Consider the following 13628-nt stretch of genomic DNA (forward strand, 5'->3'; position numbering starts at 1 on the left):
CACTTCGCAGGGGTCCATGGAGGGCAGAAGGGTCACGGGGCCACGGCCGGGCGCGGACGGCGGTTCCACTGCGGGGCCATGACCACCCCGGCGAGCGCCGCGGCGACGGCGAACAGCGTGAACAGGGCCGAGGCGGACAGGAATCCGGGCAGCAGGCCACCGAGGATCGCGCCGACGGAACCGCAGCCGTTGACCAGGCCGGCGGCGGTGCCCGCGCCTTCCTCGGTGCCGAAGTCCACCGCGGCGACACAGGAGATCATCGAGTCGGCGGCGTAGACGGCCAGCCCGATCACGGCGAGCACCGCAACCATGACCGGGATGCTGTCGGTCGAGGTGAGCGGCATGAACAGCGCCAGCACCACGGTGAGCAGGGCCAGTGAGAGCACGCACGCGGGCACCCGCCGGGAGGCGAACAGCCGGTCGGACACCCAGCCCACCGCGATCGGGGCGAGCACACCGGCCGCGCCGAACGCGACCGGGATGAACGTCGCGCCCGCGTTGTCGATCTCCGGCAGCCGCCGGCTGACCAGCACCGGACCCCACAGCAGGATCGCGTACCGGGCCGGCTTGAGGAGGAAGTACGCGGCACCCAGGGTGAGCACCATGGGGTCGCGCAGGGTTCTGCGGTACAGCGCAGGACTTCGCCGCGGCGTGCCGTGGGCGGGCCGCTCTGCCGGTGCGTCGGCGCCCTCGGGCGCGTTGCGCTGGAAGAGGACGAACAGCACCAGGACGACGGCGAGGGTCGCCGCGCCCGCGAAGAAGGCGACATGCCAGCTGTCGAACACGGAGTAGGCGAGCCAGCCCAGGAACGGCGGAGCCACCAGCGCGCCGAAGGCATAGTTGGTGGACCAGATGCCGAGCACCCGTCCGCGTCGCTCGACGGGGTAGAAAGCGCCCATGTTCTTGCACAGCGGTGCCCAGCCGGTGGACTGGGCGAGGCCTTGGACCACCATCGCCCCGCCGAAGACGAGCAGCGCGCTGGAGGCGCCCATCACACAGGAGGCGCCGATCGCACCGATCATCCCGCCGATGACGACGACCCGCGGGCCGAAGCGGTCGGCCCACGTGCCCCACAGGAACTGCCCGCCGGCGTAGGCGGCGAGATAGACCGCGTCGATCACGCCGAGGGCGTGCTCCGTGAGCGTGGTGGAGACCAGCGGGTCGTCGAGGATGCCGAGCTTGGCGACGGAGAACGCCTGCCGGACGAAGTAGAACGCCGCGTAGGCGATCCAGGTGACGGCGAAGATCCGCCGGCGCGTCCGCCGGCTCACCAGGTGCGGGTGGACGGCCCGTTGGGCCTCTCTCGTGGTGACGGGCGGTTCGGTCTCGGCCATGGTGTGGGTCCATTCCTCTGGGGAGCGGATGGGCTCGGCCCGGGCACGCCGGCGCGAAGGGGGGAGCAACGCCTACGGCGGCGGGTACGGCGCGGCCCCGGCGCGCACCTCGGCGGCGCGCCGGGGCCGGGACGGTGACCGCCCCCGGGGTCACCGGTCGTGGGCCGGGGGCGGTGAGTTGGCCGTGGGGGGTCGGCGGCGGCGGATCAGGCGGGGAGCGGCTCGCCCGCGGCCAGGTGGCAGCCGATCCAGTACGCGTCGAAGTTGCGCAGCCGGTGTCCGGCCGGCAGCTCGACGCGGCGGTTGACGAGGACGGGGACGCGCTGCTCGGAGAGGCCGCCGTGGGAACGCAACGGCTCGGTGAAGCCGGAGATGTCGTGCCGGGCAGGCGTGGTGCCGAGCACGGTGTTGCGTGCGGCGATCACGACGAGGTCGCCGATCCGGTCCCCCGGCAACTCGAAGCGCGCACAGGCCTCCTCGCGGGTGAGCACGGTGTCGATGCCGTCGACGGCGGCGAGTTCACCGAGCAGCGCGGCCCGGTCGGCACCCTCCGGCAGGTGCACGGTGGCGTAGGAGCCGAGCGCTCCGTGGTGGACGGTGTACGGGTCGGTGATCGGCAGCACCACCCGGCTCGCCCCGGCGCCGGTGCGGGCGTCGAACCAGTCCTGCAGGAAGACGACCTGGGCCTCGCCGTCACCGTCGGACTTGGCGTTCATGCCGTGGTCGGCGGTGACGACCAGCACCGCGCCGAGGGCGTCGATACGGGCGAACCAGCGGTCCAGCATGGCGTAGAAGCGGTTGGCGACGGGGGAGCCGGGTGCGTGCTTGTGCTGGATGTAGTCGGTGAGGGACAGGTACATCAGATCGGGCCGGTCGCGTTCCAGCACGTCACAGCCCGCGGCCAGCACCAGCTCGCTCAGCTCCGCGCTGTACACGGACGGCAGCTCGAAACCGGTGGACTCGAGGACCTTCTCGATGCCGTTCTCGGCGAGAGTGACCCGGTCGGCCTTCTCGGCGGAGAAACAGATGCCGCCCTCGGCGAGGCCGTGCCCGAGCAGCCGGCGCAGCTTGTCCTTGGCGGTGATGACGGCGACCTTGGCGCCGGTGTGCGAGAACGCGGCGAACAGCGTCGGCGCCCGCAGCAGTTCGGGCGCGTTCATCATGACCTCCTCGCCCGCGTCGGCGTCGTAGAAGTAGTTGCCGCAGATGCCGTGCACGGCCGGCGGCACCCCGGTCGCGATGGACAGGTTGTTGGGATTGGTGAAGGACGGCATGGTGCACGTGCCGCGCAGGTCGCTGCCGCGCGCGAGCATCGCCTCCGTGAACGGCATCAGACCGTCGGCGACGGCCCGCTCGTGATACGCGTCCTCGCTGCCGTCGACGCAGACCACCACGACCGGGCGGCCGGGGCGCGGGTAGCTGCGTCCGTTGAGGGTCAGCCGGCCGTCGGCGGTGGTCCGCCACGCGGTGTCGGCGACAGGATTCATGTACGTCCACCCCTGTGGGTCGAAGGTGCGGAAGGCCGTCGGGCCTGCCTCGCTGTCATGGGTACCACCGGGCTTCGGCGGCGCAGAACCACGAAGTTCGCTATGGCCGCCATAGCCGTGCGGCCCCGCGGAACCACCTGGTGAACGGGCCTGTCCGCGTGCGGCGGGTGTGGGTTACGCTCGGCCGGCCGTTGATCTTCCGGCTCGGGAGGAGACATGGAGCTCAACCTGCACCGCCTGTGGATCTTCCTGAAAGTGGTGGAGCACCAGGGGTTCTCCGCCGCGGCCCATGAGCTGTACATGAGCCAGCCCTCGGTCTCCAACCAGGTACGGCGCCTGGAGCAGTCCCTGAAGGTGACGCTGGTGGACCGGTCCGGAGCGCGGGCCCGGCCCACGGCGGAGGGCGAGGTGCTCGCCGCGTACGCCAAGCGCGTGTTCCTGCTGGCGGACGAGGCGGTGGCCGCGGTCCAGCAGGTCTCGTCGCTGGAACACGGACGGCTGCTGGTGGGCGGCTCCACGACCGTCGGCACCTATCTGCTGCCGGCCCTGCTGTCCCGCTTCCGCGAGCGCTACCCGGGGGTGGAGTGCGATGTGTTCGTCGGCAACAACCGGGCCGTCGCCGAGCGGCTGCTCGCCGGGGACATCGGGATCGCGGTGGTCGCGGGCGGCCCGTCCGGCACCCAGCTGCTGGTGGAACCGGTGCTGCGGGAGCAACTGGTCCTGGTGGCCCGGGCCGGCCATCCGCTCGCCGGGCGCGGCGGCCCGCTCGAGCCCCGGCTGCTCGCGGGGGAGCGGTTCCTGATGCGGGAACCGGGCTCGCACACCCGCACCGAGCAGGAGCGCGTCCTGGACGCGTGGGGCCTCGCGCAGAGCGTGTCCCGCTCCGACGTGTGGGGTCCCGAAGCCGTCAAACAGTGCGTGGCCGCCGGGCTCGGCATCGCGCTGATCTCGGAGCACGCGGTCGTCGACGACGTCGAACGCTCCGGCGCGCTCGCCGTGCTGGCCGTCCGCCCGGAGCCCGAGCCCCGCCCGGTGTCCCTGGTGCGCCGCCGAGACCGCCTGCTGTCCCCGGCCGAACGCGCCTTCGTCCACCTGCTGCGCTCGCCGGGCAGCAGCTGGCCGCGCGAACTGGCCCACGAGGAGCAGCGAGCAGCGACGCACGACGGCCCCGAGCGCGGGCCCGGCTGAGGTCGGCCGCCCGCGCGTCGACGCCCCGACGGCGGTGCGCGACGCCGGTGCGGCGGGCACCGGAGGCGGGCGACGCGGGGGACGGTGGTAGTGCGCGACGGCCGCGCGGCGGGCACCGGATGAGCGCGACGGCCGGGACGGTGGCGGTGCGCGGCGCCCGCGCGGCAGGCACCCGAAGGCGGGCGAGGCCCGGGACCTGCGTCCGTCAGCGCCCTGCCGCGTCGAGTACGGCGGCGTGGACGGCGCGGGCCAGGCGGGCGCCCCACAGGGAGCGCGGACCGGCGAAGGGGTGGGCCTCCTCGCCGGCTCGCGGCGTCCGCGCGGCGACGCACACCGCGTCGGTGGGGGTGCCCGAGCAGTCGTACCCCGCGTCCAGCAGCGCCTGCACCTTCGCCTCCGTCGCGGTGGCCACCGCGTTGACCAGCGCGGCGTCGGTCAGCGCGACGGGCAGCGCGACGACGATGTTGACCGTGCCCGGCGGCGCCGGCACGACTGCGCCCTCGGCGGGTGAGGCCGCCCAGCCCCGCACCCCGAGCCCCGCCGTGACCACCGCCTCCACACCCCCGTCGCACGCCTGACCGGAACGGGAGACGTCGGCGGCCGTCAGCAGACCCACCCCGGGCCCCCGCACCCCGGCCTCCGCGGCCAGCTCGGCGAGGTGACGGTCGGGATCCGTGCGCCGGTACCCGTGCGACACCTGCGCGTTGAGCACCCAGCACCGCTCCCCGACGCCACCGCCGAGGACGGCGCTGCTGATCATCCGCCAGCCCGGCCCGGCCCGCCACACCAGCGCGTGCAGCCGGTCGCCGCCCTCCCAGCGGGCCCACGGCCGCACGGGCAGCAGCGCGGAAGCGGAACGGGACGGGGGCACGACGACACTCACCGGACGGGACTCCTCGCGGGACGGGGACCAGGTGATCGTACGGGGGCGCCCGGACCGGACGGGCGGGGCCGGTCCCACCGGCTCGGCGGGCGGACCGCCGGTCGGCAAAACCGCATGCGTGCGGCCGTCGGCCGTGGCACGCTCCGTCGGTGAATCGTGAACAGATCTCCCGACTCGCCCACGCGGACCACCCCATCGCGGCCCCGCTCGACGACGAAGCCGTACGACGGCTTCTCGACCGTGCCGTCCCGCGCGCCGACGCCCGCGTCCTCGACCTCGGCTGCGGCGGCGCGGAGTGGCTGCTGCGCGCCCTGCGCGCACACCCCCGGCTACGGGCGGAGGGCGTCGACATATCCGAACGCGGGCTCGCGCACGCCCGTGAACGCGCGAGCGATCTCGGCGTGGACGAGCGTCTCGTGCTCCACCACCAGGACGCCACCGACTTCACCGCGGCCGACCCCTTCGACCTGGTGATCAGCGTCGGTGCCACCCACGCCTTCGGCGGCCTGCTCGCCACCCTGGCCGCCGCCCGCAAGCACCTGGCCCCCGGCGGACGTGTCCTGGTCGGCGACGGCTTCTGGGAGCGTGAGCCCGGCCCCGACGCCGTCGAAATGCTCGGCGACCTGGACGACCTGCCGACCACCGTCGACCGGATCGTGGCCGACGGCTGGACCCCCGTCCACGCCCACATCAGCACGCGGCACGAACTGGACGCCTACGAGTGGTCCTGGACCGGCTCCCTGGCCGCATGGGCACTGGACCACGCCGGCGATCCGGGCAGCGCCCAGGCCCTGGAGGCGGCCACCACGCACCGGAGCGAGTGGCTGAACGGCTACCGCGACGCCTTCGGCTTCGTCACGCTGGTCCTGCGGCCGACCCCCGAACCGCTGCGCTGACGTCACTCCCGGCGCTCACGGCGCGGCGGGTCCGCGCCGTCCGATCCGCAGCCCCGGCCGACGCTGATGGACCGTCAGGTAGTGCAGCCCGCTGCCGCCCGCGGCCAGGCTGCGGCTGCTGCCCCGGGGCAGCCACACCAGCGCCCCTTCCCGGACCTGCTCGTCCGCACCGCCGCCGCTGACGGTGCCCTCGCCCGCGACCACCAGGAGCAGCACGTCCAGGTCGGGTTCGACATGGGTGTCCACGCTCCGGCCCGGCGGCAGATGGACCACATTGGCGTCCAGCTGCCGCCCGGCCTCCGCGAGCTTCCACGACACACCGGGCGCGGCACCGGGCACGGCCAGAGCCCGTACGTCGCACAGTGTCCGCGGCACGGGCGGCTCACCCCGCCGGTCCGCGGCGTCCTCCGTCTCAGCCATCGGCGGTGCTCCTTCCTCGGCCGTCCCGGCCTGATCCTCGGCCCGTCGCACGCGGTGGCCGTCCGCCCCATCTTCCGCCACGGAATCCGGCGGCACCCGCCCGGGCCGGGTGCCCGGCCCGTCGCGGCTCGATCATGAGAGTGTGAGAACCGGTCAAGTCCGAGGTTCGAACGGGGGAATGCCACGTGCCGGCGGGGGAGCCACACGCCAGGGAACAGCCACAGGTCACGGGAACGCGACAGGCCACAGCAGCGCGACAGGCCACAGGAACGCGACAGGTCACGGCGGAACGACAGGCCACGGACGGGCACAACGCGTCCGCGGCGAGCGGCGGGACACCGAGGCCGCCCGACGGGCCACCGCGGCTGACTCGGATGCACCGGATTCTGATCGGTGTGGTCGTGTCCGGCGCCCTGATCATCGCGGGAATCGGCTTCGCCGGTTCCTACGCCGCCGTGCGGGAACTGGCGATCAAGAAGGGCTTCGGGAACTTCTCCTACGTCTTCCCGATCGGCATCGACGCCGGCATCTGCGTCCTGCTCGCGCTGGACCTGCTGCTGACCTGGATCCGCATCCCCTTCCCGCTGCTGCGCCAGACCGCCTGGCTGCTCACCGCCGCCACCATCGCCTTCAACGGCGCGGCCGCCTGGCCCGACCCCCTCGGCGTCGGCATGCACGCCGTCATCCCCATCCTGTTCGTCGTCTCCGTCGAGGCCGCCCGGCACGCCGTCGGCCGCATCGCCGACATCACCGCCGACCGCCACATGGAGGGCGTGCGGCTCATGCGCTGGGTCCTCTCCCCGCTGCCCACCTTCCTGCTGTGGCGCCGCATGAAACTGTGGGAACTGCGCTCCTACGAACAGGTCATCAAGCTCGAACAGGAACGCCTCGTCTACCAGGCCCGCCTGCGCTCCCGCTTCGGCCGCGCCTGGCGCCGCAAGGCCCCCGTCGAATCCCTCATGCCGCTGCGCCTCGCCCGCTACGGCGTCCCCCTCTCCGAGACCGCACCCGCCGGCCTCGCCGCAGCCGGCATCGGCGCGGCGGCCGACCGTACCGCAGCGCCGGGCCTCGCACCCGTGCTCCCCGCCGCTCCCGTGGCCGAGACGGTACGCCGCATCCGCCGGGGCGCGGGCGAGCTCCGGTTCGCCCTGCCGGCGCCGCCCGCCGTCCCCGAGCCGGCCGAGGAGCCCGCGGAGCCGGAGTCGCCGTTGCGCCCGGGTGAGACGCCGGACGCGGCGGCGGACCGGTTCGCGGACGCCTACCGGGCCTTCGTCGACCGCTTCCGGGTCACGCCGACGACCGCCCAGTGGGCCTTCTGGCTGCACGACGGCTACGGCACGTCCACCACGTCGGGCACCCCGTTCCCGGAGGCATCCCTCGGCCCGCTGCTGCAAGCCCTGCGCCGACGCCACGGGGCCGACCCCGAGGAGCCCGCCCCCGCCGCCACGGCCGCCACCGCCCGCGACCGCGCCTATGCCGAGGCCCGGCCCTAGACAGCGACGGCAGGCCGGGGAAGGGCACGGACGGGCCGGCACGCCTTTCCCGCCGTCGTTCCGAGAGGGACCCTGGTGACGGGCGGAGAGGTGCGTCTTCCGCCCGGGCCCGACCTCCGGGGCGGGCCCGGGGGCGGCCCCGTCCTTCGCGCACGCACCGGATGGCCAGGGAGGTGAGGCCGTGATCAGATCGGTCGTGGCCGGCGTGGACGATTCACGCGAGGGCAGCGCGGCGGCGGACTGGGCGGCGCGGGAGGCCCTGCGCCGAGGCGTTCCCCTGCGCCTCGTCCACGCCTGGGAAGGTGGTCTGCCGGAGGGCGGCGCCGACAGTGCCGTGCCCGGACTGCGGGCTGCGCAGCAGCACGCCCGCCAAGTGCTGCACCACGCGCTGGAGCAGCTGGGCCGGCGCTATCCGGGGCTGGCCGTCTCCGCCGAGCAGGTCGCCGGACCGCCTGCCACGGTGCTGCTCGCAGAGGCGCAGGGCGCCGACCTGCTCGTGATCGGCAGCCAGGGAAGCAGCGGGCTGAGCGGCTTCGTCTCCGGCGCGGTCGCCATGGCCGCCGCGGCCCGCATGGAACGGCCGATCGTGCTGGTCCGGGCCGACGAGACCGCGGAGGCCGAGCATCTGCGCGACGCCCACGGGCAGCCGTCGCACCGCACCCCGTTCCGTGACGTCACAGTCGCCGTCGACGTGGACGGCGTCTACGAGGAAGTGCTGGACTTCGCCTTCCGCGCCGCCGAGTTGCGCCCGGCCCCGCTGCGGGCGGTGCACGCCTGGCACGTGCCGTACTCCCCGGGCCTCACGGCCGCCGAGCAGCGCGCCCGGGCCAGGGCGCTCGCCGAGGACGAACTGGCGCGACTCCTCGCGCCCTGGCGGAAGAGGTTCCCGGCGGTCGCCGTCCGGGAGAACCTGCACGAAGGACGGCCGGCCCATGTCCTCGTCCGAGCGGCGGGCGGAGCGGGACTGGTCGTCGCGGGCATCCGCAGGCGCCACACGCCCGCCCGCCCGCGCACCGGGCCGGTCGCGCACGCGCTGATCCACCACGTGCGGTGCCCGGTCGCGCTGGTCCCGCACGCGTGAGCGCCGAGGCCCGCGCCGACGCCGGCGCCGACCGGCCGGCGGCCGCCCCGGCCCCGTACCGCCTCCGGACGCGGCGGCGGTACGCGCGTCACAGGCCGGCCGCGTGATCCGGGACGTAGGTCCGCAGCTCGCGCGGCGGGCGCTCGTACCCCGTGGACGGCGGCCGCTCCGGCAGTTCGAGCGAGGGCTCCGGCACTCCGTGGTACGGAACCGACTCGAGCAGGTGGGCGATCATGTTGAGCCGGGCCCGCCGCTTGTCGTCGCTCTCGACGACGTACCAGGGCGACTCCGGGATGTCGGTGTGCACCATCATGTCGTCCTTGGCCCGTGAGTACGCCTCCCAGTGGGTGATCGACTCCAGGTCCATCGGGGACAGCTTCCAGCGGCGCAGCGGATCCTCCAGCCGCTTGCGGAACCGCTCCTGCTGCTCGGTGTCGCTCACCGAGAACCAGTACTTGCGCAGCAGGATGCCGTCCTCCACCAGCATCCGCTCGAAGATGGGGCACTGGTGCAGGAAGCGCTGGTGCTCCTCCTTCGTGCAGAAGCCCATCACATGCTCCACACCGGCGCGGTTGTACCAGGACCGGTCGAACAGGACGATCTCCCCGGCGGCGGGCAGGTGCGTCACATACCGCTGGAAGTACCACTGGGAGCGCTCGCGCTCGGTCGGCGTGGGCAGGGCCGCGATGCGCGCGACGCGCGGGTTGAGATGCTCGGTGACCCGTTTGATGGTGCCGCCCTTCCCGGCGGCGTCCCGGCCCTCGAAGACGACGACCAGCCGGGCCCCCTCGGCCCGCACCCACTCCTGCAGCCGCACCAACTCCGTCTGGAGCCGCAGCAGTTCCTGCTCGTAGACCTTGCGCGGCACCTTCGCCACCTGCCAGTCGGCCATGTCGCCCGCCTTCCCGGCCCCAGCCCGGGACCCGCCGCCGTGGACGCTCGCAGTGTAGGCACCCGGGCCGCGCCGGCGCCCGCAGAACGGGCACCGCACCTCAGGCCCGCGGCCCGCCCGCGGTGCGCGGTGGCGGTGCGCGAGCCCGGCGGCCGCGATGGCAGGATCGGCCGGATGAGCATGAAGCGAGAGGAGCGGCCCGTCGCCCTGGTCACCGGGTCCACGTCGGGGATCGGGGAGGCCGTGGCACGGCGGCTGGCGGCGGACGGCATGCGGGTCGTGGTGCACTCACGGCGCAGCACGGAGACGGGGGAGGAGCTGGCGGCCGAGCTCGGCGGGACGTATCTGCGCGCCGACCTCGCCGTGGCGGACGAGGCCCGGGGACTGGCCGAGGCGGCCTGCGACCGGTACGGACGGCTGGACGTCCTGGTGAACAACGCCGGCATCAGCCGGCCCATCCCGCACCACGACCTGGCCGCGGCCGCCCCCGAGGAATGGCGGGAGGTGCTGGAGGTCAACCTGATCGCACCGTGGGTGCTGTGCACAGCGGCGCTTCCGGCGTTGCGCGCGGCGCCGTCCGGCGGCAGCATCGTGAACATCACCAGCCATGCCGGGGTGCGCCCCAAGGGCTCGTCGGTGCCGTACGCGGCGAGCAAGGCCGCGCTGAACCACGTGACCCGGCTGCTCGCGGCCGCGCTCGCCCCCGGCGTGCGGGTCAACGCGGTGGCGCCGGGCCTGGTGGACACACCCATGACGAAGGACTGGGCCGACGCCCACACGCTGTGGCGCGAGCGCGCCCCCATGGGCCGACCGGCCCGCCCCGCCGACGTGGCCGGCCTCGTGGCATCCGTGATCGCCAACGGCTACCTCACCGGCGAGGTCATCCTGCTCGACGGAGGCCTGAACCTGACCTGACGCCGGCTGCCGGGCCGAAGCCCTGCTCGGTCGTGCCCCGGCCGCCGGATCCGCCCCGGCGGCCGGGGTCGGCTGAGGGCGACCCGGGCGCGGTCCGCTCGGCGCCGGAAGCGGCAGAGGCACGGCCGCCGCGCCCCGGGCCCTGGCAGACCGAACGACCCGCCTCGCGCGAGGAGTTCAGCCGGTGGACGGCGGCCGTGCCGCCCTCGGGCGCCTGCTCGGCGGTGGGCCGCCGCGGTGAGACGGCGGAGCTCGGCGCGGGCCGACGGTCGCCGGCCCAGGTCAGGGCCCCGCCGGGGCCGGGACCCCGCGCGGTAGCGTGGTGATCATGGTGGACTGGGAGCTGCGCCCGGCGTCGATGGCCGACATCGATGCGGCGGTGGAACTGCGTGCGGCGGCGATGAGGCCGGATCTGGAGCGTCTCGGGCGGTACGACGAGCACCGCGTGCGGCAGCGCCTGCGTGACCGGTTCGAGCCGGCGCACACCTGGGTCGTCGAGGTGGACGGCGTCATGGCCGGCTGCGTGGCGCTGCGGCCGGCCGAGGACGCCCACTGGCTGGAGCACTTCTTCCTCGCCCCGCGACTGCAGGGCCACGGCATAGGCTCCGCCGTGCTGCGCCGGTTGCTGGAGCGGACCGACCGCGCGGGCGTCCCCGTCCGGCTGAACGTGCTGCAGGGCAGCGCGGCCCGCCGGCTGTACGAGCGGCACGGGTTCGCCATGGAGCGCGAGGACCCCGTGGACGTGTGGATGGTGCGCGCGCCGGTTCAGCTGCCGGCCCGCGCCTGACCGTACGTCAGGCCAGCTCGCCCAGCGCCTCCCAGGTGCGCAGCCGGTCGTCGGGGCCGCCCAGCTCGCCGGCGGCGACGACGACCTCCGTGGCCCCGGCGTCGCGGTAGCGGCGTACCGTCTCGGCGAGGTGCTTCTCGTCGCCGATGGCCGCCAGTTCCGCCGGGTGCGTGGCGCCGGACTGCTCGATGACCCGGGCGTAGGACGGGATCTGCCGGTAGAAGCCGAGTGCCTCGTGCGCCGCGGCCCGGACCCGCTCGGGGTCGGCGGTCACCACCCCCGGCACGAAGGCGACGACCCGCGGGCGGGGCCGTCCCGCCTCCTCGGCGGCGCGGGTGAGCTCCGGCACGATGTGCTGCTCCAGGGCCCGCGGCCCGGCCAGGTACGGCAGGATCCCGTCGGCGAGCCGACCGCTGACCCGCAGGGCCTGCGGCCCCATCGCGGCCACGAGCAGCGGTACGACGGGCTCGGCGCCCGGCACGGTCGCGGGCAGCGGCGTGCGGGCGGTGATCAGTTCGCCCTCGAAGTCCGCGCGGCCGGTGTCGACCAACTGCCGCAGCGCCAGCAGGAATTCGCGCAGCCGGCCGACGGGCCGCTCGAAGGGCAGCCCGAAGGCGCCTTCCGTGAACAGTTTCGTGCCGAGGGCCAGACCGAGGTGGTAGCGCCCACCGGTCGCGGCCTGCACCGTCTGCGCCTGGCTCGAGACGAGCAGCGGATGCCGGCCGAACACCGGAAGCGCGGATGTGCCCAGGTGGATGTCGGGCACCTCGCGGCCCACGATCGCGGCGATCGTGGGGGAGTCGTAGCCGAAGGTCTGGCCGAACCACACACTTCTGACGCCTGCCGCCCGCGCCTCGCGCGCCTGCCGCACCACCTCGTCCACGGTCAGCGCGGCACTGGGCGTGTCGATGGTCACTCCTACAGTCATGACGACGTCAACTCCCGCACGGCCAAGGCGATTCCGCTCCGCTCGTGAACTCTGTGTGTCGTCCCGCGTCCGCGGCCCCGGTCCCACCCGGGGGCAGCGCAGCGGGGACAGCGCCCATGTCCCGCACGCCCCCCGGCGGTGGCGCGTACTAGGGTCCCTGTCATGACCGAAGACTCCCTGCGCTCCGTCACCGTCGAGCGAACCGGCACCGGGCAGTTCACCGCGACCAACGCCCGCGGCGGGACGATCAGCTTCGCCACCGAGGGCGCCGCCTTCACCCCGGTCGAGCTGCTGCTCGCCGCGATCGGCGGCTGCACGGCCGTAGACGTCGACGTCGCCACCACCCGCCACGCCGAACCGGACCGCTTCGAGGTCACCGTCACAGGTCACAAGGTCAGCGACGAACAGGGCAACCGGCTGACCGACCTCGCCGTCACGTTCTCCGTCGTGTTCCCGGACGGCGAGGAGGCGGAGCGCGCCCGCGCGATCCTGCCGCGCGCGGTCAAGGCCTCCCACGACCGGCTCTGCACGGTCAGCCGCACCGTGGAGATCGGCACACCCGTCAGCACCACGATCCAGGAGGCATGACCCGGCCCGGGGTCTTCCCGCGACCGCCGATGAGTTTTCCCCTGGCCGGCAGTCGAAAAGACAGCTGGTGCGCATGACCCCCGCGAAAGCGGCGCGCGCACCGCACGCACCACGCATCATCCCCTGAGAAGCACGACCCGGAGGAACGACCATGCGCACCCTGATCAGCACCGCCTTCGTCTCGCTCGACGGTGTCGTGGAGGCCCCCGGCGGAGAGTCCGGTTACCGCAACGCCGGCTGGACCTTCAAGCACGTCGAGTTCCTTCCCGAGGCGTTCGGCATCAAGGGCCAGGAGCAGAAGGAGGCCACCGCGATGCTGCTGGGCCGGGTCAGCTACCAGGCGTTCAGCCCGGTGTGGCCGGACATGGCGGAATTCGCCGACTACAAGGTGATGCCGAAGTACGTCGTCTCGACGACCCTGACCGAGGACGACCTGGTCACCAACTGGGGTGAGACCACGATCCTGCGCTCGCTCGACGAGGTCGCCGCGCTGAAGGAGACCGAGGGCGGCCCCATCATCGTCCACGGCAGTGCCGAGCTGAACCACAGCCTGTCGGACGCCGGCCTGATCGACCGCTACCACCTGCTGGTCTTCCCGCTGCTCCTCGGCGCGGGCAAGCGCCTGTTCAGCGCGACGGACAAGGACGCCCAGAAGCTGAAGCTGGTCGAGCACGAGGCGTACGCCAACGGCCTGCAGAAGCAGATCTTCGACGTCGTCCGCTGACGGTCCGCCGGG

Annotated in this window: 14 protein-coding genes; 8 read left to right on the forward strand and 6 right to left on the reverse strand. The window is 74.0% G+C overall.

Features of this window, described 5'->3' with window-relative positions; all coding sequences use genetic code 11:
• Positions 1-32: 32 nt before the first annotated feature.
• Together ACZ64A_RS06230 and phnA are read right to left on the reverse strand one after the other, a co-directional pair.
• Positions 33-1334, reverse strand: coding sequence for an MFS transporter (locus ACZ64A_RS06230; protein WP_469808537.1), 1302 nt, complete (start codon positions 1332-1334; stop codon positions 33-35).
• A 206-nt stretch (positions 1335-1540) separates the two neighbouring features.
• Positions 1541-2821 carry a phosphonoacetate hydrolase gene (phnA, locus tag ACZ64A_RS06235; protein WP_469808538.1) on the reverse strand — a complete coding sequence of 427 codons (1281 nt, stop codon included), beginning with the start codon at positions 2819-2821 and terminating at the stop codon, positions 1541-1543.
• Between the two features lie 216 nt (positions 2822-3037).
• Between phnA and ACZ64A_RS06240 the strand changes: the two genes are divergently transcribed.
• Entirely contained in the window at positions 3038-4009 is a 972-nt protein-coding gene (locus ACZ64A_RS06240; RefSeq protein WP_469808539.1) for a LysR substrate-binding domain-containing protein, read from the forward strand.
• Between the two features lie 205 nt (positions 4010-4214).
• On the opposite strand, the gene ACZ64A_RS06245 is transcribed toward ACZ64A_RS06240, so the two are convergent.
• Entirely contained in the window at positions 4215-4892 is a 678-nt protein-coding gene (locus ACZ64A_RS06245; protein WP_469808540.1) for an adenosylcobinamide amidohydrolase, read from the reverse strand.
• A 149-nt stretch (positions 4893-5041) separates the two neighbouring features.
• On the opposite strand from ACZ64A_RS06245, the gene ACZ64A_RS06250 reads away from it, so the two are divergent.
• Positions 5042-5788, forward strand: a complete 747-nt coding sequence (locus tag ACZ64A_RS06250) for an SAM-dependent methyltransferase (RefSeq protein ID WP_469808541.1) — start codon at positions 5042-5044, stop codon at positions 5786-5788.
• Positions 5789-5803: 15 nt separating this feature from the next.
• Here the strand turns inward: ACZ64A_RS06250 and ACZ64A_RS06255 are convergent, their stop codons facing one another.
• Positions 5804-6208 carry a cupin domain-containing protein gene (locus ACZ64A_RS06255; RefSeq protein WP_469808542.1) on the reverse strand — a complete coding sequence of 135 codons (405 nt, stop codon included), beginning with the start codon at positions 6206-6208 and terminating at the stop codon, positions 5804-5806.
• 374 nt (positions 6209-6582) lie between these two features.
• Between ACZ64A_RS06255 and ACZ64A_RS06260 the strand changes: the two genes are divergently transcribed.
• Together ACZ64A_RS06260 and ACZ64A_RS06265 are read left to right on the forward strand one after the other, a co-directional pair.
• Positions 6583-7701 carry a DUF2637 domain-containing protein gene (locus ACZ64A_RS06260; protein ID WP_469808543.1) on the forward strand — a complete coding sequence of 373 codons (1119 nt, stop codon included), beginning with the start codon at positions 6583-6585 and terminating at the stop codon, positions 7699-7701.
• A 181-nt stretch (positions 7702-7882) separates the two neighbouring features.
• A complete protein-coding gene (locus tag ACZ64A_RS06265) occupies positions 7883-8782 on the forward strand; it encodes a universal stress protein (protein ID WP_469808544.1) in 900 nt (299 codons plus the stop codon).
• Between the two features lie 88 nt (positions 8783-8870).
• Here the strand turns inward: ACZ64A_RS06265 and ppk2 are convergent, their stop codons facing one another.
• Positions 8871-9674 carry a polyphosphate kinase 2 gene (gene ppk2 / locus ACZ64A_RS06270; protein WP_469808546.1) on the reverse strand — a complete coding sequence of 268 codons (804 nt, stop codon included), beginning with the start codon at positions 9672-9674 and terminating at the stop codon, positions 8871-8873.
• 174 nt (positions 9675-9848) lie between these two features.
• Here ppk2 and ACZ64A_RS06275 point away from each other — a divergent pair, with 174 nt between their 5' ends.
• Together ACZ64A_RS06275 and ACZ64A_RS06280 are read left to right on the forward strand one after the other, a co-directional pair.
• Positions 9849-10589 carry an SDR family NAD(P)-dependent oxidoreductase gene (locus ACZ64A_RS06275; RefSeq protein ID WP_469808547.1) on the forward strand — a complete coding sequence of 247 codons (741 nt, stop codon included), beginning with the start codon at positions 9849-9851 and terminating at the stop codon, positions 10587-10589.
• Positions 10590-10917: 328 nt separating this feature from the next.
• Positions 10918-11376 (forward strand): GNAT family N-acetyltransferase, encoded by a 459-nt coding sequence (locus tag ACZ64A_RS06280; protein WP_469808549.1) that lies wholly within the window; start codon positions 10918-10920, stop codon positions 11374-11376.
• Between the two features lie 7 nt (positions 11377-11383).
• On the opposite strand, the gene ACZ64A_RS06285 is transcribed toward ACZ64A_RS06280, so the two are convergent.
• Positions 11384-12304: an LLM class F420-dependent oxidoreductase gene (locus tag ACZ64A_RS06285; RefSeq protein WP_469808551.1), complete on the reverse strand. Its 921-nt coding sequence runs from the start codon at positions 12302-12304 to the stop codon at positions 11384-11386.
• Positions 12305-12466: 162 nt separating this feature from the next.
• On the opposite strand from ACZ64A_RS06285, the gene ACZ64A_RS06290 reads away from it, so the two are divergent.
• Together ACZ64A_RS06290 and ACZ64A_RS06295 are read left to right on the forward strand one after the other, a co-directional pair.
• Entirely contained in the window at positions 12467-12892 is a 426-nt protein-coding gene (locus ACZ64A_RS06290; protein ID WP_469808552.1) for an OsmC family protein, read from the forward strand.
• Positions 12893-13043: 151 nt separating this feature from the next.
• Entirely contained in the window at positions 13044-13616 is a 573-nt protein-coding gene (locus tag ACZ64A_RS06295; protein ID WP_469808554.1) for a dihydrofolate reductase family protein, read from the forward strand.
• Positions 13617-13628: the final 12 nt, after the last annotated feature.

The sequence above is a fragment of the Streptomyces sp. NPDC104814 genome, assembly GCF_055583185.1.

Coding starts and splice junctions, on each gene's coding strand:
- ppk2 (WP_469808546.1), bottom strand. CDS start 9,674: ATGGCCGACTGGCAGGTGGCGAAGGTGCCGCGCAAGGTCTACGAGCAG.
- phnA (WP_469808538.1), bottom strand. CDS start 2,821: ATGAATCCTGTCGCCGACACCGCGTGGCGGACCACCGCCGACGGCCGG.
- ACZ64A_RS06285 (WP_469808551.1), bottom strand. CDS start 12,304: ATGACTGTAGGAGTGACCATCGACACGCCCAGTGCCGCGCTGACCGTG.
- ACZ64A_RS06275 (WP_469808547.1), top strand. CDS start 9,849: ATGAGCATGAAGCGAGAGGAGCGGCCCGTCGCCCTGGTCACCGGGTCC.
- ACZ64A_RS06295 (WP_469808554.1), top strand. CDS start 13,044: ATGCGCACCCTGATCAGCACCGCCTTCGTCTCGCTCGACGGTGTCGTG.
- ACZ64A_RS06255 (WP_469808542.1), bottom strand. CDS start 6,208: ATGGCTGAGACGGAGGACGCCGCGGACCGGCGGGGTGAGCCGCCCGTG.
- ACZ64A_RS06280 (WP_469808549.1), top strand. CDS start 10,918: ATGGTGGACTGGGAGCTGCGCCCGGCGTCGATGGCCGACATCGATGCG.
- ACZ64A_RS06240 (WP_469808539.1), top strand. CDS start 3,038: ATGGAGCTCAACCTGCACCGCCTGTGGATCTTCCTGAAAGTGGTGGAG.
- ACZ64A_RS06230 (WP_469808537.1), bottom strand. CDS start 1,334: ATGGCCGAGACCGAACCGCCCGTCACCACGAGAGAGGCCCAACGGGCC.
- ACZ64A_RS06260 (WP_469808543.1), top strand. CDS start 6,583: ATGCACCGGATTCTGATCGGTGTGGTCGTGTCCGGCGCCCTGATCATC.
- ACZ64A_RS06290 (WP_469808552.1), top strand. CDS start 12,467: ATGACCGAAGACTCCCTGCGCTCCGTCACCGTCGAGCGAACCGGCACC.